Here is a 20,199-nt window from a genome sequence, read left to right on the forward strand (position 1 = left end):
ATGATTACGAAGCTCCATGAAAACGGGGGTAGCTCATGACACCAGTTTCCCGCCACGCCCGGCCAAGGGAGGACGGGCCGCCGGTCGCGGGGGTGTTGACGGACATGCTGGCAGGTGGCGCGGAAGTCGGAAGCCAGCGCGGGCTTAAGTCCTAGGCTGCGGAGGTGCTTGGCATAGCTGGGTTCGTCACTCACTAACGAACCTGTTGTAGGCCAGGGTCGAGGTCGGCTCGGCCCGTCAGGGGATCAGCGGATGGGTGGGCGTTTCGGGTTGGGTTGTTGGGCCACTTCCACGGCACGATTGGTCGCCATGCTCAGTGCGCGCGAGTGCCCCGGCGGACGCATCAACAGCAGGGGTCGTGAACGTCGGGGCGGCCCGGAAACGTGCACGCCGGGCCGCGCGCCGGAATGCGCCGAGCACCGCCGGCCCCGCGAGGGTGACGAGGATCGCCGTGGTGACCGCCCGCCCGGTGTCCCAGCCCAGCGAGGTGACGGTGAAGAAGGTCAGGTACCGGTGGAGTTGTTCGAGGGCGGGCAGCCCGGGCTGGTAGGCGATCGAGCTGGTCGGGTCGAGTGAGAACGGCCAGAAGGACAGGTTGAGCATGAAGCCGAAGAAGTATCCGCTGACTGCGGCGTAGGTGGCGAGCAGGATGATCTCGGCCCGTCCCCGGACCTTGGGCAGCAGGCCGGCGAACATGCCGATCCAGGCGCAGCCGAACATCTGGTACGGCATCCACGGTCCCACTCCCCCGGTGAGCAGGGCGGAGGCGAACAGCGAGGTGCAGCCGAGCGCGAAGCCGAAGCCCGGTCCGAAGACCCGACCGGCGAGCACGAGGATGAAGAAGACCGTTTCGATGCCGGCCGTGCCGGCCCCGAGTGGTCGCAGGGCCGCGTTGATCGCGGAGAGCACACCCAGCATGGCGAGTGCCTTGGCGTCGATCCTGCCGTCGGCGATCTCGGCGAAGATGACGGCGAGGACCAGGAGCAGCAGCACCCCGAACATCAGCGGAGGGGTCTGGGTGGAGCCGAAGGTGCCCGGCGCGACGACGAATGGCCAGAGGAACGCGACGAAACCCAGGAACGACGCCATGGTGATCGCGAGCACGGCGCGGGCGGGCACGCGGACGGCGACGTTAGGTGTGGTCACGCGGGCACCGCCGGATCGTCGAGGGCGGCGGCGACCTGCCCGACGGTCAGGTACGGCAGCGGCGCGAGGATCTTCGCCACCTGCGGGGCGAAGGTCGGCGACGCGGTGAGGACGGCCGGCACGGGTCCGGCGGCGACGATCTCACCGTCGGCCATCACCACCACCCGATCGGCGGTCGCGGTGGCGAACTCGACGTCGTGGGTGGCCACCACAACGGCACGGCCCTGCGCGGCGAGATTGTCGAGAGTACGGGTCAGCGCGGCCTTGGCCTGGTAGTCCAGCCCACGGGTGGGCTCGTCGAGGAGCAGCACACCGGGGGTGACGGAGAGTTGGATGGCCAGGACCAGGGCGAGCTGCTGCCCGGCGGACAGGTCCCGGGGGTGGCTGTCGCCGTCGATGCCGGCGGCGATGCCGTCGAGCAGACGTCGCGCGCTGCCCGGCTCGGCGCCGTCGCGGTCGGCCTGGTCGAGTTCGGCGTCGACGGTGTCGAGGTACAGCAGGTCGGTGGCGGTCTGCGGGACGAGGCCGACGAGTCGGCGGGCCTGGCTGGCACCGACCCTGCCCGGGTCGAGGTCGCCCTGTGACGGGTCGGGAACGGCGATGGTGCCGCCGTCTCGACGGCCCGAGCCCTGCAGAGCCCAGAGCAGGGACGACTTGCCGGAGCCGTTGCGGCCCATCAGCGCGGTGATCTCACCGCGTACCAGGGTCAGGTCGACTCCGCGGACGGCCACGACCGGTCCGTGGCGGACGATCACGCCGGCGGCGGTGAGCGTGGTCTGGGCGTCGGCGTGGGAATGGCGGTGTGGCTGCGGGGGCGTGGTGGGTAGCCGGTCCCGCAGGGTGGTGGCGTGTCGGCGGGCGTCGCGTACCGACAGGGGAAGCGGTGACCAGCCGGCCAGGCGCCCGAGTTCGACCACCGGCGGCGCGACGGTGGTGCTGACGACGAGGGTGGCCGGGTCGCCGTGGTGAACGGTGCCGTCGCGGGCGACGTGGATGAGCCGGTCGGCGTACGGCAGGACGCGTTCCAGGCGGTGCTCGGCCAGCACGACTGTGACACCGAGGTCGTGGACCAGCCGGGTGATGGTGGCGAGGACGTCGTCGGCCCCGGTCGGGTCGAGCGCGGAGGTGGGCTCGTCGAGAACGAGGACCCGTGGGTGGGCTGTCAGCGCCGCGCCGATCGCCACGCGTTGCTGCTGACCGCCGGAGAGTTCATGCAGGCCACGGTGGCGCAGGTCGGCGAGGCCGAGCAGGTCGAGGGTCTCCTCCACCCGGGTTCGCATGACCGCCGGGTCGAGGGCGAGCTGTTCCATCCCGTACGCCAGCTCCTCCTCGACGGTGTCGGTGACGAACCCGGCGACCGGGTCCTGCCCGACCACGCCGACCAGGTCGGCGAACTCACGGGGTGGGTGGTCGGCGGTGTCCCGGCCGGCGATGCGCACGCTGCCCTGGAGGGTGCCGCCGCTGAAGTGCGGGACGAGGCCGTTGATCGCGGCGAGCAGTGTCGACTTGCCCGCGCCGGTGTGGCCGACGACCAGGCACAGCTCCCCCTCGTCGATGTCGAGGTCGACGTCGCGGAGGGTGGGGCGGGGCACGCCGTCGTACGTGATGCTGACGCGCTCGAAGCGGATCATGACGGTGCTCCTGCGGTGTCGGCGGCGCCGCGGCGCACAGCGGCGGCGGGCTGCGGTCGGTGCGGGCGCGGCGGTGTCGGTGCGGCGATCGCCGCGAGGGCGGCGACGAGGATCGCGGCGGCCGGTAGGGCGGGCAGGCTGGGCCAGTGCAGCGGGTAGAGGCTCGGGTTGAGCGCGGCGGGGTCGTAGCCGGTGCCGGCACCGAGGACGATGGCCGTGACGACGCCGCAGCCGGCGACCGTCCACTCCGGCCACTGCCACGGGTCGGGTCGGTAGCGGCTGCGGGAGACCCGACGCCCACCGAGCGCCATTCCGGCGACGCAGAGCAGCACACCGCCGCCGAGGCCGCCGAGCCCGACCGGGTGCGGTACGCGCGGGTCGAGCAGGCCGTACACGCCGACGCACAGGCCGGCCATGCCGGTGAGCATGAGGACGCCGGTGAGCCGCCGCGAGCCCGGGGTGGCGGTGCCGACCCGCCCGTAGCCGCGGGAGTCCATGGCGGCGGCCAGCCGCAGTGACCGGTCCAGCGCGTCGTGCAGGACCGGCATCACGATGGCCCGCAGGGCACCGAGGCCCCTGGCCCGCCCGGCGCGCAGTCGGCGGGCACGGGCGACCCGTTGCACGCTCTCCACGAGTTGCGGTGCGACGCTCAGCGAGACAGTGACGGCGACACCGAGTTCGTACAGCGCGCCGGGGAGGACCCGCAGTGCGCGTTTGGGGTTGGCGAGGCTGTTGGCGGCGCCGATGCAGCACAACAGGCAGGCCAGCCGGAGCCCGTCGACGGAGGCGGACAGGGTCGCCTCCAGCGACACCGGACCGCCGATCTGGATTCCCGCGTACCACTCGGGCGTGGGCAGATGCGGGAGCTGGAACAGGATGTGGTCGTCGGGGGTGACGCCGGAGGCGAAGACGGTCCGGAACACCACCCGGATGGCGATGATGATCAGGGCGAGGTAGAGGTAGTAGCGGAACGCCCGTGCCCAGGGCGCGTCCGTACGACGGGCGGTGACGACGAACCCGAGCACCGCGAAGATGAGCAGCAGCAGGAGCGGGTTGCTGGTGCGGCTCGCGGCGGTGGCCAGCGCGAGCGCCCACAGCCACCAGGCCACCGGGTGCAGGGGGCGCGGCAGCCGGGCGACCGCGAGGCGGTGCAGAAGGCCGGTACGGATCGGGCGCATCGGGTTAGTCCTTGCTGCTTCGCTTCGCGAAGCGGCCCTAATCGGGAGGAAGTAGGTCTACTTCCGAGTTAGGTGCGGCGGCGGCGCCAGCCGACGACACCGCCGACGAGGGCGAGCAGCGCCAGCAGCCCGACGGTAATCAGTGTCGGCAGCGCCGAACCGGTGTCCTGACGAGCGGCAGTCGCGGTGGGTTCCGCGTCGAGAACGCGTGGTCCGTCGGTGGTGGCGCTCGACGACCCGGACGGCACCACCGGTCCCGGAGATGTCGCCACGGTGGCCGGAGGCGTGGGCGCGCCACTGACCGGGATCGACGGCGGCGCTCCGGCCGGCGGAAGGCCGGGCGGCGGGTTGCCGACGCCGGGGTCGCCCGGCGGCGGGTTGCCAGGGCCCGGTGGGTTACCGGCGCCCGGTGGAATTCCGCCGCCTGGCTGGGCCGGGGTGGGCGCGGCGGGGGGCGGAGCGGCGGTGGCCGCGCCGGTCGGTTTGCTGTTGCGGGCGCGGACGCTGTCCGGACTGAACCGGGGCCGCCCCTCGGTGCCCCCGATGTCGGTCGCCCCGAAGATCCACAGGTCGACGCTGCCGGGCTTGGGCTTGTAGCTCATCGCGCCGAGTTGGCTGTAGACCCAGCTGTTCTGCCCCGGGTCGGCGTGCCAGTACGACCAGTACGCGCTGGCCGGCGGGGTGAGCGCACACCTCTCGTTCGCCGGGGTGGGGTACTGGGTGCCGCCCTGGTGGCCCGCGTAACCGATCCGGCAGATGAACGCCGGCCCGTCGTGCTGCGTTCCGGTGGTGCGCCAGCCGCCCTGGTTGAGCAGTTGGTAACCGGTGGTCGGGGTGGTGCCGCAGGAGCGCAGGAGCGGCCCGCCCCACGCGCTGAAGTCGACAGCGAGGATCACCCCGGACGAGGTGGTGCACTGCCCGATCGGCAGCGGGTCGGCCAGCGCCGGCGCGGGCGTCACCGCCAGCGCGGCGACGATCGACAGGGCCGCGATCGAGCGGCACCACCTGCGGACCGTCACGACAGACCCCCTGTGTTGGAAACCGCGCGACGGCGCGCGGAGACCCGCAGCAGGATGCCCGCGACGACGAGCACCAGCGCCAGCAGGGTGATCGTGACGATCGACCAACCGGTGCGGGGCAGGTTGCCCGACGAGTGCCCGCCGGTGCCGGCCGACGGCGGCGTCACACTGGGGGCGCCCGACGGGGACGACGACTGACTCGCGGTCGGGGTCGGCGTCGCGGTCGGGGTCGCCGTCGGGGTGCCTGACGGGTCCGGGCCCGGCAGCTCGTGCACGTCCCGGGTCAGGGCGGCGAACGAGATGCCTGTCGCGCCGCCGACCACCTGGGTGGACGCGCGCACGTCCGAGCCGGCCTGGCCCCCGGCAGCGACTGTGAACCCGCCATCGTCGTTCTGCTGGCCGGCCAGGAACGACAACGCCTTGTCGACCTGTCGGGCGTAGGTGGTGCCGCGCAGGCTGAGGCCCTGGATCGCGAGCGCTGTGGAGTTGGTGGAGTCGCCGGCCGCGCCGGGGAACCCACCGTGCTCCTTCTGCGTCGACACGATCCAGGTCAGCGCCTTGTCGACGGCGCTGACCGCAGCCGGGTCGTCGGTCAACGGCGCGAGAGCCATCGCGGCCATCGCGGTGCTGTCGACGTCCCGGTCGGCGTCCGCCGCAGGGATGAGGCTGGGGAACGACCCGTCGGCGCGCTGCAAACCCTTGAGGAAGTCGACCGGCTTGGCGGCCGCGTCGCCCTGTCCGGCGCGGCGCTGCGCGATGATGCCGAGCGACTGCCCGAACACCGAGGTGGCGTACCGGTAGTTGCCCGCCCCGGCGCAGCCGGCCAGCTCGTCGAGCTTGGTACAGGTCACGTCGCCCAGCGCGGCGATCAGGTCATGTCCGCCGAAGAAACGTGGGTCGTAGCCGGTGACCTGGGCGAGGAGGGCGACCTTGCCGATCGCGCCGCCGGCGGCGTAGTCGGTGCCGATGCCGAGCCACGTGTCCACTGTGAATCCGCTGTCGCCGACCGCGCCGCCACCGCGCAGGAACTCGACGATCGCCCGCAGCTTGGCGTCGTCCCCGCCGGTGGCGGCCAGGGCGTAGGCGCCGTCGATGCTCAACCCAAAGTCGGGGAAGCCGGGAAACGACTCGTAGTACCTGCCGTCGATCAGATTGGTCGGCGCGACGAGGTAGGACACCCCCTTGACCAGATCGGGTCGCGGCCCGGCCGGCGGCAGCTTCGTCTCACCCAGGGTGGCGAGGTTCTTTCCGGCCAGCGCGAGCGCGGCGGCGGCCGTGGCGGCCAGGTCCGCGTCCGGGTTGCTCGGGTCGGGGTTGAGCCCACCGCCGGTGACGATCCGACCGACCAGCAGACCGGTGGCGGTGGCGGCCCGGTCGGCGAGGCCCAGCACGGCGAGGGCCTGCGCTGCGTACCCGGTGGAGTAGGTGTCGGTGACCCCGGCGCCGGTGTACGGCTGGTAACCGCCGTCGGTCTCCTGTGCGCCGGTCAGGAACGCTTTGGCCGAACCCAGCGGGTCATCCTGGCCGCCGAGCGCGTGCATCGTCAGGACGGCGAGCGTCGTGGCGGCGAGGTCCGGATCGCAGAACTCGCCTGGGCTGAGCCAGAGGCCACCGAAGGCCTCGGTCGCGCACTGCTGCTCGGTCAACCGGGTGACGGTCACGGCGGGCGGCGTGACGCCGGCCCGCTTGAGCGCGAGCAGCGCGGTCGCGTGGGTCAACGGTCCGCTCGATCCGGCGAAGTCACCCGCGGCGGCACAGCCGGCATCGAAGTCGGTCGCGGCGCACACCCGATCGGTGAGCGTGGCGATCAGGTCCCGGTCGCCGAACGTGCGGGGATCGCCGCCGGTGATCGTGGCGAGGAGCGCGAGGTTGGCGACGTTGGCAGTGTGTGGTGGGGCGGTGTCGCCGTTCGGGAAGATCGCGGCGTCGACGTGTGCCCGGAGGTAGTCGACGATCTTCGTGAGGGTCTGAGCCTGACCGCCGGTCCCGGCCAGGGCGGTGGCGACGGCAATGGTCCGGTAGTAGTCGACCCCGCCGTTGTCGACGTGGTCGCCGTCGGTGAGCTGCCCCACCAGGTAGCTCGCGACGGCCTTGACCTGGGCTTCCGTCGGCCGCGCCGGCTCGGGCGTCCCGGTCGGGGTTAAGGTCGGAGTTGCGGTCGGAGTCGGAGTCGGGCCGGTCGCGCGTACCGAGGCGGGGGTGAAGCTCGGTGCGCCGGTGGTGCCACCGATGTCGGTGCCGCCGAAGACCCACGCCTCGACCTCACCCGGGCCCGGTCGCTGCGACATCGCGCCGAGTGGACTGTAGGTCCAGTGGTCCTGCCCGGCCGGGGCGATCCAGTAGGACCAGTAGGCCGTCGCCGGCGGCGTCAGCTGGCACGCCTCGTCGGCCGGCGTCGGGTGCTCGGCGCCGGCGTCGAAGTCGGGCGAGCCGATCCGGCAGATGAACCCGGGCCCGTCGTGAGCGGTGCCGGTCGTGGTGAAGCCCGCCTCGTGCAGCAGGTCCAGACCGGTGGTCGGGGTGGCGTCGCAGCCCCGCAGCAACGGCCCGCCCCACGCGCCGAAGTCGACCGCGACGACAGCGCCCTGGGTCGGGGTGCAGGACTCCAGTGGATCGGCGAGCGCCGCACGGGTCGGCACCACCAGCGCCAACGCGCCGAGCGTCACCGCGGCGACCAACGCCAACCACGGCGCGGAACTCCGCGACGTTCGACTGACCAGTGGGGACATGGCGACTCTCTCAGGGGGTAGCGGCGCAGGCGCGGACGCGGACCCCGAGGACAAGTCCCGGAAATCTGGCTCCGCGCCGTGTACCTCGACGGCGCTGCGGTGCACTATCCAGCCAGGTAATCCGACTCGTCCCGAAACGGGACCTACGGCTGCGGGCCAGCGCCGGACTTTGACCGGCTTCCCCTGACTGCTGGATCGCGGTCATCGGACCACAGCAGCAACCACCTCGTCAACGCGAGGACGTGTCATCTACCTAACAGCGCGCGGTAGGGCTTTCCTCCCATACCGTGACCGCGTCATCGCGTGGGGGAACCCGGTGGGAATCCGGGGCTGACGCGCAACGGTGAGGACGGTTCACCCGTCCCGAGCCCGACTACCCACGTGGTGACGCAGCACCTGCGGTATCCGTCCCACGCGTCCTGCGGCCGGCCCGCCCCGCTCCGCCGGCTCTTCCGCTGGGTCCCGGGTCGAGGCAGTCGTGCCCCGTACCCCAAGGAGACCTGATGTCCTCGCGCCTTTCCTCCGGCAGTCGCCGGAGACGTCTCGCGGCCGTTCCCGCCGCTGCGCTGATCGCCACCGTCGTCGCGGTCGCGGCAGGGGCCGCACCGGCCGCCGCGACCTCGACGGCGGCACAGATCGCCACCGCCAAGACCAACGGCGTCGCCTACCTGCGCACCCTGCAGGCCACCGACGGCAGCTACGCCAGCGGCGGGCTGTCGAACGAGTGGGCGTTCAGTGCGTTCGCCCCCGCCGGTGTCGCGGCCGTGGACGTCTATCCCTCCGGCGACACGACCAAGAACGCCCGCACCGTGTACCGCAACCAACTCTCGGCCGCGTCCTGGCCGAGCACTTCTCCCGTCGTGACCGACTACGAGCGCGGCGTCCTGAACGCCTACGCCGCCGGCATCGACCCCGCTCGCGTCTCGCCCGCCCGCAACCTGATCGCCGACACCATCGCCTACTGGCAGACCGGCTCGGCCGGCTACTACGGCCCGCCGGCCAACGTCAACGGCACCATCTTCGCCACCCTCGCCCTGGCCGGCGCGAAGACCCAGACCGGTGCCGCCCGCGTACCGCAGGCGCTGCTCGACCTGTCGGTCACCCGGATCCGCAACAACCAGCACAACGACGGCGGCTGGACCTTCACCCAGGCCGAGGGCAACCCCACCCAACTCGCCGCCGCCAGCGACATCGACATGACCGGCGCCGCCATGGCCGCCCTCTGCGTCGCCGGCGTTCCCAACACCGACACCGACATCGTCCAGGCGAAGAACTTCCTCAAGGGCAAGCTCGTCAACTCCTCGGGTGCCTTCACCTCGATGTTCGGCGTCAACACCGACTCCAACGCCTGGGCCGTCTCCGGGCTCAACGCCTGCGGCATTCCCAGCCAGGGCACCGACTTCACCACCACCGCCGGTAAGACCCCGATCGACTTCCTCCGCGCGCAGCAGCTCACCGGCGGCGGGTTCAAGTACCTCACCACCAACACCACCCCATCGGCGTACGCCTCGATCGACGCGGTGCGGGCCCTGGCTGGCGCGGGCTACACCGCCGCTCCCCCGACCCCGGTCACCGCCGGCGCGCCCACCTGGGTCGCGGCGAGCGGATTCACCGCCGGCACCGCCACCCGGCTCGCCGTGATCATCGACAACAGCAGCGGCAGCATCAAGCCGTGCGCGGTCACCCTCACGCCGACCGCCACCACCACCACCCTCGGCGCCGTGCTGGACGCCGCCATCGGCGCAGCCGCCCCCAGCGGCTGCGTCACCGCCCTCAACCCGACCAGCGGCACCGGCACCATCACCTCGATCAACGGCCTGGCCAACAGCGGCTCCTCCACCTGGACGGTGTCCCGCGACGGCGGCACCCCGGTCACCGCGACCCGCGGCACGACAGTGACCGTCGGCGACACCATCTACCTGCGCTACGGCGTCTGATCAACCTGCGTCGCGTCGACGTGACCAGCGGCAGCGGGTGAGCCGGCCGCTGGTTACGTCAACGTCGGACCGGCTACCCGCACGAATCGTCGACAGGGTCGGCAGGGCGAGGACGCGCACCCCTGAGTCTCGGGCGGGTGCTTCGAGGTTGGAGGCCCCGGCGAGGCGGCCCTCCAGGCGGGCGAGGCGACGCCGGGCATCGTGCAGTTGCTGGCGAAGCTGGTGCGCCTGGGCTTCGCTCGCGCCGAGCTGCCGGCGGCAGGCATCGAGGCGGTTGAAGTCCGCGACGGCAAGGACAGCCACCTCCCGGCCGTCGATCGTCATGACCAGGTGGTCGATCTTCCTGCGCATGGGCCGTCTCCCGACGGGCGATGGGGAAGCTACAGCGCCCCGCGGGGCCCCGCAGATCTGCGGGGCCCCGCAGACGGTCAAGCTGGTGGCGACTGGGCGGTGTCGGCCAGCAGCAGGGACAGTTCCCGGACCAGGTCGTTCATCGACTGGCCGCTCTGCGCCTTGACCAGACCGAGCGCCAGATCCGCCAACAGGTAGAACCCGAGCGTGCGGGCCTGCTCGGAGCCGAACGCCGACATCAGGGCCTCCGCGCCCGCGAGGTCACCGCGGTGTTTGGCCGCGATGACGCCAGCGGCCCGCTGGACGATCTCCGCCGCCTGCGGGGTATACCCACTCATGCCGGATCAGATCTTCGGGGTGGCGGCGCGGGCGGCGTCGAAGCGGGCGGTGACGTCGGTCCAGTTGACCAGGTTCCACAGCCGATCCACGTAGTCCGGGCGGACGTTGCGGTACTGCAGGTAGTAGGCGTGCTCCCAGGCGTCGAACACCAGGACCGGGGTAGAGCCCTGCCCGACGTTGCCGTGGTGATCGTAGACCTGCTCCACGATCAACCGCTGGCTCAGCGGCTCCCAGGCCAGGACACCCCAGCCGGAACCCTGCACGCCCTTCGTCGCCGCGGACAACTGCCCGGCGAAGCCGTCGAAGGAGCCGAAGTGCTCGTCGATGGCCGCCGCCAGCTCACCGTCGGGGCGGTCGCCGCCGTCCGGGGACAGGTTGTTCCAGAAGATCGAGTGCAGGACGTGCCCGGACAGGTTGAACGCGAGCGTCTTCTCCAACCCGACAAGCGTCGAGTAGTCGCCCTTGTCGCGGGCCTCGGCGAGCCGGTCGAGCCCGTCGTTGGCGCCCTTGACGTACGCGGCGTGGTGCTTGTCGTGGTGCAGCTCCAGGATCTCGCCGGACATGGCGGGCTCGAGTGCGCCGTAGTCGTAGGGCAGGTCGGGCAGGTTGTACACGGCCATGGGGTACGTCCTCTCAGTGCTGCCTTAGTGTGGCTGTTGCCATTATCTTGCAACAAGGGCGCGGATGTCGTTAGGGGACGTGATTGATCACAGAAGCATCGGATCGGGTGGTGGCGGCTCTGGACCGGCTGCGTGAGCGAGGACTGCGTCAGACGCTGGCCCGGCAGGCGGTGCTGACAGTGCTCGTGGAAGCCCCGCCCGACCGGCCACACCTGAGCGCCGCACAGGTCCACGAACACGTCCGGCGCAACGGTCTGCGGGTCGACCTGACGACGGTGCACCGCGTGCTGATGCACCTGACCGAGCTGGGAGAGTTGCACGCGGTGCCGGTCAGCGCAGCGATGACCTACGGGTTCGCCGACCACCCGCAGCACCACGCCGTCTGCACCAACTGCGAGCGAATCTGCCACATCTCGCCTGCGGCGGTACTCACTGCGGTGCAGGCGGCCGGCGCGGCCGGTTTCAGCACCGACCCGGCGGGGCGCTCCAGCGGCGTGGTGGTCTATGGGCGGTGCGACACCTGCTGCGAAGACGCGCCACGTCCCGGATACGCCGTTCAGCCGACTGAGCGCAGCAGGTCCCGCACCAGATCGACGACCTGATCCGGCCGTCCCCCTGGCTGGCCGCCCTGGGCGAGGCTGGCATTGCCGCCGCCGCGCCCGCCGAGGGCGGTCTTGACCAGGTGTACGGCCGACGTGCCGCGATTGGCCGCCTCGTCGTTGACCGCTACGACGAGTCGCATCGTGCCGTTCGACGTGGGCGCGACCACCACGACCCCGGGACGGTCCTGCGGTAGTTCTCGCCGGATCAGCTCGGCGAGTTGGCGGGGGTCACCGTCGGCGGTGTCGGTGCTGACCGCGTACGCGGTTCCGGCGATGTCCTCGGCGTTGGCGGCCACGGTTCGGGCCTGGGCTCGGGTGAGCTGGAGTTGAAGCTGTTCGGCCCGGCGCTCGGCGGCCTTGGCTCGGCTGACCAGTGCGGTGATGCGATCGGGCAGTTCCTCCCGTGGGGCGCGGAGCTGGTCGGCGAGGGTGGTGACCAGATCCCGTTCGCGGGCCAGGTAGCGGAAGGCGCCGATGCCGGTGGCGGCCTCGACGCGGCGCTGTCCGGCGCCGACGGAGGACTCGGAGGTGATGGCGAGGGCCCCGATCTGGGCGGACCGGTCGACGTGGGTGCCGCCGCAGAGTTCGCGGGACCATTCGCCGCCGATGTCGACGACGCGGACGGTGTCGTCGTAGGTCTCGCCGAACAGGGCGAGCGCGCCGAGCTGCCGGGCTTCGGGCAGGGGCATGTATCGGGCGTGGACCGGCAGGTCGTCGCGGATCGCGAGGTTGGCCACCTCCTCGACCTCGCTGCGGGTGGCCGGCGAGAGACCGCTCGGCGCGGAGAAGTCGAGCCGGAGGTAGCCGGGGCGGTTGAACGAGCCGGACTGCAACGCGCTCGGTCCGAGGACGTGCCGCAGTGCGGCGTGCACGACGTGGGTGCCGGAGTGGGCCTGCCGGGCGCCGAGTCGCCACTGCGGGTCGACCGCCGCGTGAATCTGGTCGCCGACGGCGAGGGTGCCATCGGCGATGCGGACCTGGTGGACGACGAGACCCTTGATCGGTCGTTGGACGTCGAGCACGTCGGCCCGAACGTTGTCGCCGGTGAGGATCCCGGCGTCCGCGTGCTGGCCGCCGGACTCCGCGTAGAACGGGGTCCGGTCGAGGAACACACCGACGATCTCACCCGGCGCGGCGACGTCAAGCGGCGTTCCGCCGCTGCTCAGGAGGCCGAGGACGGTCGACTCGGTGTCGAGGGTCTGGTACGCCTGCCAGTCGGTAGGCCCGTGCGTGTCGAGCACTCGGCGGTAGGCGGACAGGTCGACGTGCCCCGCCTTGCGCGCCTGCGCGTCCGCCTTCGCCCGAGTCCGCTGGTCGGCCATCAGCCGGCGGAAACCCTCGTCGTCGACAGCGAAACCCTGCTCGGCGGCGATCTCCAGAGTCAGATCGATCGGAAAACCGTACGTGTCGTGCAGCTGGAACACCTTCGCCCCGGACAACGCGGAGCCACCCGCCGTGCGGGTCTCGGCGATCGCCGTGTCCAGGATCGTCGTGCCGGCACGCAGGGTGGACAGGAACGCCTCCTCCTCCGCGTACGCGTAATCCGCGATCCGGTCGAAGTCGCTCGCCAGCTCCGGGTACGACGGGGCCATGCAGTCCCGGGCCACCGGCAGCAACTCGGGCAGCGCCCGATCCTGCCAGCCCAGCAGCCGGATCGACCGGATCGCCCGGCGCATGATCCGACGCAGCACGTACCCGCGACCCTCATTCGACGGAGTCACCCCGTCGCCGATCAGCATCAACGCCGTCCGCACGTGATCCGCGATCACCCGCAGCCGCACGTCGTCCGGGTGCGACTCACTCGCCACATGCCCGGAGTGCGCGCCGTACCGCTTCCCGGTCAGCTCGGCCGCCCGCGCCAGGATCGGCCGGACCTCGTCGATCTCGTAAAGGTTGTCCACACCCTGCAGGATCGAGGCCATCCGCTCCAGGCCCATGCCGGTGTCGATGTTTTTCGCCGGCAGGTCGCCCAGGATCGGGTAGTCGTCCTTGGTCGTGCCCGGGCCCCGCTCGAACTGCATGAAGACGAGGTTCCAGAACTCCATGTAGCGGTCCTCGTCGACCGCCGGGCCACCCTCCCGGCCGTACTCCGGGCCCCGGTCGTAGAACAACTCCGAGCACGGACCGCACGGCCCGGGAATCCCCATCGACCAAAAGTTGTCCGCCTTGCCCCGACGGACGATCCGCTCGGGCGGCACCCCCACCGACCGCCAGATCTCGTACGCCTCGTCGTCGTCGAGGTACACCGTCGGCCAGACACGTTCCGGGTCCAGCCCGTACCCGCCGTCGGCCTGCGACTTCGTGACCAGGTCCCAGGCGAGGGGGATCGCGCCGGCCTTGAAGTAGTCACCGAAGGAGAAGTTGCCGTTCATCTGGAAGAACGTGCCGTGCCGGCTGGTCTTACCGACCTCGTCGATGTCCGGCGTGCGGATGCACTTCTGCACACTCACCGCCCGCTGGTACGCGGGAGTCTGCTGACCCAGGAAATACGGCACGAACTGCACCATGCCGGCATTGACGAACAACAGGTTCGGGTCGCTGATGGCGGGCAGCGGAGCGGACGGCACCACGGTGTGGCCATTCGCCTCGAAGTGCGCGAGGTACCGCCGCTTGATCTCCGCCGTCCGCACCAGACCACTCCCCTACTGCCATAGTTTTGCAATTGCATAATATGGGCAGCTATGGAGAGGCATGTCGGCACCCCGCGACCGATCACCCGTTACGGCACCCCGGTCCTGCACCGCCGGTGCACCCCGGTGACCGTGTTCAACGACGCGCTCGCCGCGCTCGTCGACGACATGTTCGTCAGCATGTACGCCGCCAACGGGGTCGGCCTCGCCGCCAACCAGATCGGCGTCGACGCCCGGATCTTCGTCGTCGACTGCCCCGACGCCACCAACACCCACACCATCGCCCACGTGATCAACCCGGTGCTGCACCTGCCCGAACAGCGGGAACTAGTGATCGACTCCGAGGGCTGCCTGTCCGTGCCGGGGCAACGTGCCGACCTGGCCCGAGCCGCCACCGCCGCCGTCACCGGCGTCGACCTGCACGGCGAGCCCATCCACTTGGACGGCACCGGCACCCTCGCCCGATGCTTCCAGCACGAGGTCGACCACCTCGACGGCCTCGCCTACGTCGACCGGCTGCCCGTCAAACTGCGCAAACACCTCCTCGCGGCCAGCGCCGAACACCCCGGCGTCGGCGCTGGCGTCCACCAGGGCACCGAGGCGTGACGGTCGTCCTGGGCATCGAGACGTCCTGCGACGAGACCGGCGTCGGCATCGTCGCCGACGGCGTCCTGCTCGGTGACGCGCTCGCCACGAGCATGGACGAACACGCCCGCTTCGGTGGAGTGGTTCCCGAGATCGCCGCCCGAGCCCACCTGCACGCCATCACCCCCATGGTCGAACACGCGCTGGACCAGGCCGGGATCAGCTTCGCCGACATCGGCGCGGTCGCCGCCACCGCCGGTCCCGGGCTCGCCACCGCCGTCCAGGTCGGCCTCGCCGCCGGCAAGGCATACGCGCTGAGCCTCGGCGTCCCCCTCTACGGCGTGCACCACCTCGCTGGCCACGCCGCCGTCGACGTCCTCGAACACGGGCCGCTGCCGGCCCGATGCGTCGCCCTCATCGTCTCCGGCGGGCACACGAGCCTGCTGCTGATCGGCGACCTCGCCCGCGACCCCGTCGTGCACCTCGGCGACACCGTCGACGACGCCGCCGGTGAGGCATTCGACAAGGTCGCCCGCCTACTCGGCCTGCCCTACCCCGGCGGGCCGGTCATCGACCGGATCGCCCGCGACGGCGACCCGAACGCCATCAAGTTTCCCCGCCCGATGACCGGCCCGCAGGACCCGCCCTACCGGTTCTCGTTCTCCGGGCTCAAGACCGCCGTCGCCCGCTGGGTCGAACAACACAGTGACCGGCCACTGCCCGTCGCCGACGTCGCCGCGTCGTTCCAGGAGGCCGTCGCCGACACCCTCACCCGCAAGGCCCTCACCGCCTGCCGGGACCACCAGGCGGACACGCTGCTCCTCGTTGGCGGTGTCGCCGCCAACAGTCGGGTACGCGGCCTCGCCGAACAACGCTGCGCCGCCGCCGGCATCCACCTGCGGGTGCCGTCACCACGCCTGTGCACCGACAACGGCGCGATGATCGCCGCCGTCGGGGACCTGCTCGTCCGCGCCGACGTCTGCCCCAGCCGGCTCGACCTGGGCCCCGACCCGTCCGCCGTGCTGCGCGGCGCACTACTGCACGACCCCCGGTAGGCAGCGCCAGGGCGCAGCGCCAGCGATGACATGTTCACCGGCATGCCGGCCGTTGCGGCTGTTGCGCCGCGACAGCGCGCTGGCAATCATGGTTTGCTTCAGTGCCTTGCGACCGTAGCGGCATCGGACGATATCAACGGCTGAGCCCGGGGTTCAATCTGGCGGGATGGAGACGGCCACGGGCCACCAACTCGACGGTGAGGACGACGGCGACGGCCTCCACAGCGAGGAGCCCGACGAGAACGACCAACTGCGTCACTCCGGCGGCGAGCGGGCTCGCTCCACCCAGCAGCACCCCGACGAACGCGCCGGGCAGGGTCACCAGGCCCACCGTCCGGGTCTGGTCGAGTGCCGGGACCAACGCTTGTCCGGCCGCCGGACGGCACACCAACAGCACGGCATCACGAGGCAGCAAACCCAGGGCCAGGCCAGCCTCCACCTCGCCACGCCGGTTGGTCAGCTCGTCCACCGCCCGCCGCCCGGCCAACGAGGTCGCAGTCATCGCCCCGCCGATCAGAATCCCCGCGACCGGGATGATCGCGATGCCACGCATCGGCACCAAGCCCGCCAACAGCAGCCCCGCCACCACCGCCATGCTGCCCACCACGATCGGCACACCGGCCCACCACCCCCGGCTGCCGCCCGTGACACGCCGACCGGACGTGCCCGCAGCCACACCACACATCAGCAGGACAAACGCGGCCGTGGCCCACAGCGACACCACGATGCCCGCGATCAGCAACGACACGGCACCCAGTTGGATCGCAGCACGAACAGCAGCGACCAGCACCTGCCGACCGTGGCCCAGCTTCCCGAGGGTCACCACGATCGCCGCCACGAGGGCCAGCACGACCAGCGCAACGCCGAGCTTCGGACCGACCACGAGCATCGTCGAGGACATTCGATCATTGTCCGTCCAGCCCAGCCAGGGGCGCAGGGGCCGCCTCACTAAGGGGCAGGTCGCCAGGACCTGCTCAGCAAAGTCCGCCGCCTCGACCGGCGCATCACCGAGGCAACAACAACCCTGACCGCCGCCGTCACGGCCTCTGGCACCACCCTCACCGAGCTACGCGGCATCGGAAACGTGACCGCGGTGAAGAACCTGGCCCGCGCCGGCGTCGTCGGCAGATTCCGGTCGGAGTCCGCGATCGCCTCGTACTGCGGTGCCGCGCTGACAGACATCTCGCCGACCCGTCCGCCGTGCTGCGCGGCGCACTACTGCCTGGCCCCAGCGGCCCCCCGTCAGCCGCTCGGCGCGAGGGGCACGTTCGTGTAGATCGTGATGCCCTCGCCGGTTCCCAACCTCTGCCACCCGGCAGCGTCATAGAAGGCCGTCGTTCCGGGGATCGTCGGCACGGTCAGCAGCCACGCCGGACGGTCACCAACCAGAGTGTCGAGTAGCCGCCGACCGAGACCACCGCGGCGGGCATTCGGCGCGACAGCAAACTCGCCCACCTCGAAAGGGCCGGACAACCCGGTGATGGCACTGGACCCCAGAACCGAGCGCACCTGACCGTAGGAGCGGTCGCTGGGGAACGGGGTCGGAGTGGTGTAGCCCAACGCGAACCCAGTCACTACAACCCCGCGCAGGGCACTGTCGAAGGATGGCGCTTCGGCTCCGGGCAGGCGCCGTCCATCTCCCCGCCGTAGCGGGCCTCGGTCGGGAGTCCGGGCACCCGGACTCCCGACCGGTCCGGTGCTGGACGGACGACAGGAAAAGCTGCCGATGACTGCGGCCCGGGGAATCAGCTCGCAGGCCGTACGATGGTCGGCAGTGCTGGTTCGCCGCACCATCATGGTGTGGCGTCGTAAGAGGGAACCCGGTGCAAGACCGGGACTGCCCCGCAGCGGTGAGTGGGAACGACAGCCGTCATACGCACTGGACGCGTGAGCGTCTGGGAAGCGACGGCCAGTAGGAGATCGGTTCACGCCGGTCGCGCCCGCGAGTCCGAAGACCTGCCCGCACCGCGTACGCGTCCGCGTACGCCGCCACCGGCCTCTCGGGAGGGCCTGGGCGAGGCCCGGTCGTCAGCCGGTGCCCTGCCGTTCTTCCCGTGTGGTCGAGGGTCGACCTCGAGGGAAGGACACCCGTCTCGTGACCACACCGTTCGGGCTGAGCACCGTGCTCGGCTACCCCCGCATCGGTCCGCACCGGGAACTCAAGCACGCCGTCGAGTCCTACTGGGCGGGCCGGATCGATGCGACCGCTCTACAGGAGACCGCAGCCGGCCTGCGCGCAGAGGTGTGGCGCTCGCTGCGCGACGCCGGTCTGGACGCTGTTCCGTCGAACACGTTCTCGTTCTACGACCAGGTGCTCGACACCACGGTCCTGATCGACGCGATCCCGGACCGTTTCCGCCACCTCGGCCTCGGTGACCTGGACACCTACTTCGCCATGGCGCGCGGTACGGAGCGGGAACCGGCTCTGGAGCTGACTAAGTGGTTCGACACCAACTACCACTACCTGGTGCCGGAGATCGGCCCGGACACGGTGTTCACCGCCCGCCCCGAGAAGGCCGTGCGGGAGTACGCCGAAGCAAAGGCCCTCGGCGTCACCACGCGGCCGGTGCTGGTCGGGCCGGCGACCTACCTCCTGCTGTCAAAGGCCACCGGGAACACCCCGGAGGGGTTCCGGCCGTTTGACCGACTCGATGGCCTCGTCGCGGTCTATGCCGACATTCTCGGCACCCTGGCCGACGCCGGGGTCGCATGGGTCCAGCTCGACGAGCCCGCTTACACCGCCGACCGCACCTCGGACGAGATCGCCGCGCTGCGTGCCGCGTACCGTCAGCTCGGCAGCGTGGAACACCGGCCCCGGCTGTTCGTCGCGTCGTACTTCGGTGACCTCGGAGACGCGCTGCCGGCGCTGCTGGGCACTCCGGTCGAGGCGGTGGGCATCGACCTCGTCGCCGGGCCGGGCAACCTGAAGAGGCTCGCCGCCGCTGGGCCGCTGCGGAACAAGACGATCGTCGCGGGGCTGGTCGACGGGCGCAACATCTGGCGTACGGACCTGCGCGCCGCCACTGCGGCCGGTGCGGTACTGACCGGGCTGGCCGATCACGTCGCGGTGTCGACGTCGTGCTCGTTGCTGCACGTGCCGGTGGACCTGGCCGCCGAACCCGACCTCGACGTCGACCTGCGTGCCCGGCTGGCGTTCGCCCGGCAGAAGGTCGACGAGGTCGTGGCCCTCGGACGCGCCCTACGCGACGGCGTCGGCGTGCTTCCTCCTCCCCCACCCGCCGCACCGGCAGCCTGGCGAAACGACGCGGTCCGAGCCCGCCTCGACGCGCTGCGGCCCGAACACGTACGCCGGGGACCCTACGCAGAACGAGCCGCCAAGCAGCAGGCCCGACTGGACCTCCCACCGCTGCCCACCACCACCATCGGATCCTTCCCTCAGACCCCGGAACTGCGGCAGGCTCGCGCGGCGCACCGGGCCGGTCGGCTCGATGACATCGGCTACGCCGAGCGGATGCGCGCCGAGGTCGCCCACGTCATCGCCGTGCAGGAACGACTCGGGCTGGACGTGCTGGTGCACGGCGAGCCGGAACGCAACGACATGGTGCAGTACTTCGGCGAACAGCTCGACGGGTTCGCCGCCACGGCCAACGGCTGGGTGCAGTCGTACGGCTCCCGGTGCGTACGCCCACCCATCATCCACGGCGACGTCACCCGCACCGGGCCGATGACCGTCGCCTGGTCCACCTATGCGCAGTCACTGACGAACCGACCGGTCAAGGGCATGCTCACCGGACCGGTGACGATCCTGGCCTGGTCGTTCGTCCGCACCGACCAACCCCTCGCCGACACCGCCAACCAGGTCGCTCTCGCACTGCGCGACGAGGCCCGCGATCTGGAAGCCGCCGGCATCCGCATCATCCAGGTCGACGAGCCCGCCCTGCGGGAGACACTGCCGCTGCGCCGGGTCGCGCAGCGCGCCTACCTGGACTGGGCGGTCAGGGCGTTCCGGCTCGCCACCAGCGGGGTCGCCGACGCCACCCAGATCCACACGCACCTGTGCTACTCCGAGTTCGGCGAGGTACTGCCCGCGATCGACGCCCTCGACGCCGACGTCACCAGCATCGAAGCGTCCCGGTCGAAGATGGAGATTCTCGACGATCTGCGCACCACCGGCTACGAACGGGGTGTCGGCCCCGGCGTTTACGACATCCACTCCCCCCGCGTACCGGAACAGGCGGAGGTCACCGACGCGCTACGCCGCGCCGTCGCGGCGGTGCCCGCCGACCGGCTCTGGGCCAACCCCGACTGCGGCCTCAAGACCCGCGGCTACCCGGAAATCGAGCAGGCCCTGACCCGCCTCGTCGCCGCCGCCGCCGATATCCGCAGCACGCTCAGCTGAGCGAACGGTGGGGCGGC

General features: G+C 71.3%; 17 protein-coding genes and 3 riboswitches. Of the genes, 6 read left to right on the forward strand and 11 right to left on the reverse strand.

Annotated elements, in window-relative coordinates; all coding sequences use genetic code 11:
• Positions 1-237 precede the first annotated feature (237 nt).
• From OG811_RS31560 to OG811_RS31580, 5 genes are all read right to left on the reverse strand, one after another.
• Positions 238-1,146, reverse strand: a complete 909-nt coding sequence (locus OG811_RS31560; RefSeq protein ID WP_406070960.1) for an ECF transporter S component — start codon at positions 1,144-1,146, stop codon at positions 238-240.
• On the reverse strand, positions 1,143-2,777 hold the full coding sequence (locus OG811_RS31565) for an ABC transporter ATP-binding protein (protein ID WP_406070962.1): 1,635 nt from the start codon (positions 2,775-2,777) through the stop codon (positions 1,143-1,145). The genes OG811_RS31560 and OG811_RS31565 overlap by 4 nt, the downstream gene beginning before the upstream one ends.
• On the reverse strand, positions 2,774-3,955 hold the full coding sequence (locus tag OG811_RS31570) for a CbiQ family ECF transporter T component (protein ID WP_406070964.1): 1,182 nt from the start codon (positions 3,953-3,955) through the stop codon (positions 2,774-2,776). The genes OG811_RS31565 and OG811_RS31570 overlap by 4 nt, the downstream gene beginning before the upstream one ends.
• A 68-nt stretch (positions 3,956-4,023) precedes the next feature.
• Positions 4,024-4,974, reverse strand: coding sequence for an LPXTG cell wall anchor domain-containing protein (locus OG811_RS31575; RefSeq protein ID WP_406070966.1), 951 nt, complete (start codon positions 4,972-4,974; stop codon positions 4,024-4,026).
• Positions 4,971-7,703 carry a prenyltransferase/squalene oxidase repeat-containing protein gene (locus OG811_RS31580; protein ID WP_406070968.1) on the reverse strand — a complete coding sequence of 911 codons (2,733 nt, stop codon included), beginning with the start codon at positions 7,701-7,703 and terminating at the stop codon, positions 4,971-4,973. Before OG811_RS31580 ends, OG811_RS31575 begins: the two co-directional genes overlap by 4 nt.
• 93 nt (positions 7,704-7,796) lie before the next feature.
• A riboswitch (cobalamin riboswitch) is annotated at positions 7,797-7,927 on the reverse strand.
• 52 nt (positions 7,928-7,979) lie between these two features.
• Positions 7,980-8,103, forward strand: a riboswitch (cobalamin riboswitch).
• 103 nt (positions 8,104-8,206) lie between these two features.
• Between OG811_RS31580 and OG811_RS31585 the strand changes: the two genes are divergently transcribed.
• A complete protein-coding gene (locus OG811_RS31585) occupies positions 8,207-9,640 on the forward strand; it encodes a prenyltransferase/squalene oxidase repeat-containing protein (protein ID WP_406070970.1) in 1,434 nt (477 codons plus the stop codon).
• On the opposite strand, the gene OG811_RS31590 is transcribed toward OG811_RS31585, so the two are convergent.
• From OG811_RS31590 to OG811_RS31600, 3 genes are all read right to left on the reverse strand, one after another.
• Positions 9,641-9,964, reverse strand: coding sequence for a hypothetical protein (locus OG811_RS31590; protein ID WP_406070972.1), 324 nt, complete (start codon positions 9,962-9,964; stop codon positions 9,641-9,643). It lies immediately after the preceding gene.
• Positions 9,965-10,068: 104 nt separating this feature from the next.
• Positions 10,069-10,329 carry a superoxide dismutase gene (locus tag OG811_RS31595; protein ID WP_406070973.1) on the reverse strand — a complete coding sequence of 87 codons (261 nt, stop codon included), beginning with the start codon at positions 10,327-10,329 and terminating at the stop codon, positions 10,069-10,071.
• 6 nt (positions 10,330-10,335) lie between these two features.
• Positions 10,336-10,950, reverse strand: coding sequence for a superoxide dismutase (locus OG811_RS31600; RefSeq protein WP_406070975.1), 615 nt, complete (start codon positions 10,948-10,950; stop codon positions 10,336-10,338).
• A gap of 110 nt (positions 10,951-11,060) precedes the next feature.
• Between OG811_RS31600 and OG811_RS31605 the strand changes: the two genes are divergently transcribed.
• Positions 11,061-11,552: a Fur family transcriptional regulator gene (locus OG811_RS31605; protein ID WP_406070977.1), complete on the forward strand. Its 492-nt coding sequence runs from the start codon at positions 11,061-11,063 to the stop codon at positions 11,550-11,552.
• On the opposite strand, the gene alaS is transcribed toward OG811_RS31605, so the two are convergent.
• A complete protein-coding gene (alaS, locus tag OG811_RS31610; protein WP_406070979.1) occupies positions 11,507-14,182 on the reverse strand; it encodes an alanine--tRNA ligase in 2,676 nt (891 codons plus the stop codon). The genes OG811_RS31605 and alaS overlap by 46 nt on opposite strands.
• Before the next feature lie 51 nt (positions 14,183-14,233).
• Between alaS and def the strand changes: the two genes are divergently transcribed.
• Positions 14,234-14,788 carry a peptide deformylase gene (gene def, locus OG811_RS31615; protein ID WP_406070981.1) on the forward strand — a complete coding sequence of 185 codons (555 nt, stop codon included), beginning with the start codon at positions 14,234-14,236 and terminating at the stop codon, positions 14,786-14,788.
• On the forward strand, positions 14,785-15,822 hold the full coding sequence (gene tsaD / locus OG811_RS31620; RefSeq protein WP_406070983.1) for a tRNA (adenosine(37)-N6)-threonylcarbamoyltransferase complex transferase subunit TsaD: 1,038 nt from the start codon (positions 14,785-14,787) through the stop codon (positions 15,820-15,822). The genes def and tsaD overlap by 4 nt, the downstream gene beginning before the upstream one ends.
• A gap of 133 nt (positions 15,823-15,955) precedes the next feature.
• On the opposite strand, the gene OG811_RS31625 is transcribed toward tsaD, so the two are convergent.
• A complete protein-coding gene (locus OG811_RS31625; protein ID WP_406070985.1) occupies positions 15,956-16,723 on the reverse strand; it encodes an ABC transporter permease in 768 nt (255 codons plus the stop codon).
• A gap of 123 nt (positions 16,724-16,846) precedes the next feature.
• Between OG811_RS31625 and OG811_RS31630 the strand changes: the two genes are divergently transcribed.
• Positions 16,847-17,098 (forward strand): transposase, encoded by a 252-nt coding sequence (locus OG811_RS31630; protein ID WP_406075994.1) that lies wholly within the window; start codon positions 16,847-16,849, stop codon positions 17,096-17,098.
• On the opposite strand, the gene OG811_RS31635 is transcribed toward OG811_RS31630, so the two are convergent.
• Positions 17,065-17,397 carry a hypothetical protein gene (locus tag OG811_RS31635; protein WP_406070987.1) on the reverse strand — a complete coding sequence of 111 codons (333 nt, stop codon included), beginning with the start codon at positions 17,395-17,397 and terminating at the stop codon, positions 17,065-17,067. The two genes, OG811_RS31630 and OG811_RS31635, sit on opposite strands and share 34 nt — an antisense overlap.
• Before the next feature lie 186 nt (positions 17,398-17,583).
• A riboswitch (cobalamin riboswitch) is annotated at positions 17,584-17,801 on the forward strand.
• 116 nt (positions 17,802-17,917) lie between these two features.
• Here OG811_RS31635 and metE point away from each other — a divergent pair.
• Complete coding sequence (gene metE / locus OG811_RS31640) at positions 17,918-20,182, forward strand: 5-methyltetrahydropteroyltriglutamate--homocysteine S-methyltransferase (RefSeq protein ID WP_406070989.1); 2,265 nt, start codon at positions 17,918-17,920, stop codon at positions 20,180-20,182.
• Positions 20,183-20,199 lie beyond the last annotated feature (17 nt).

Source organism: Micromonospora sp. NBC_01638 (assembly GCF_045209745.1).
Classification (GTDB): Bacteria; Actinomycetota; Actinomycetes; order Mycobacteriales; family Micromonosporaceae; genus Micromonospora.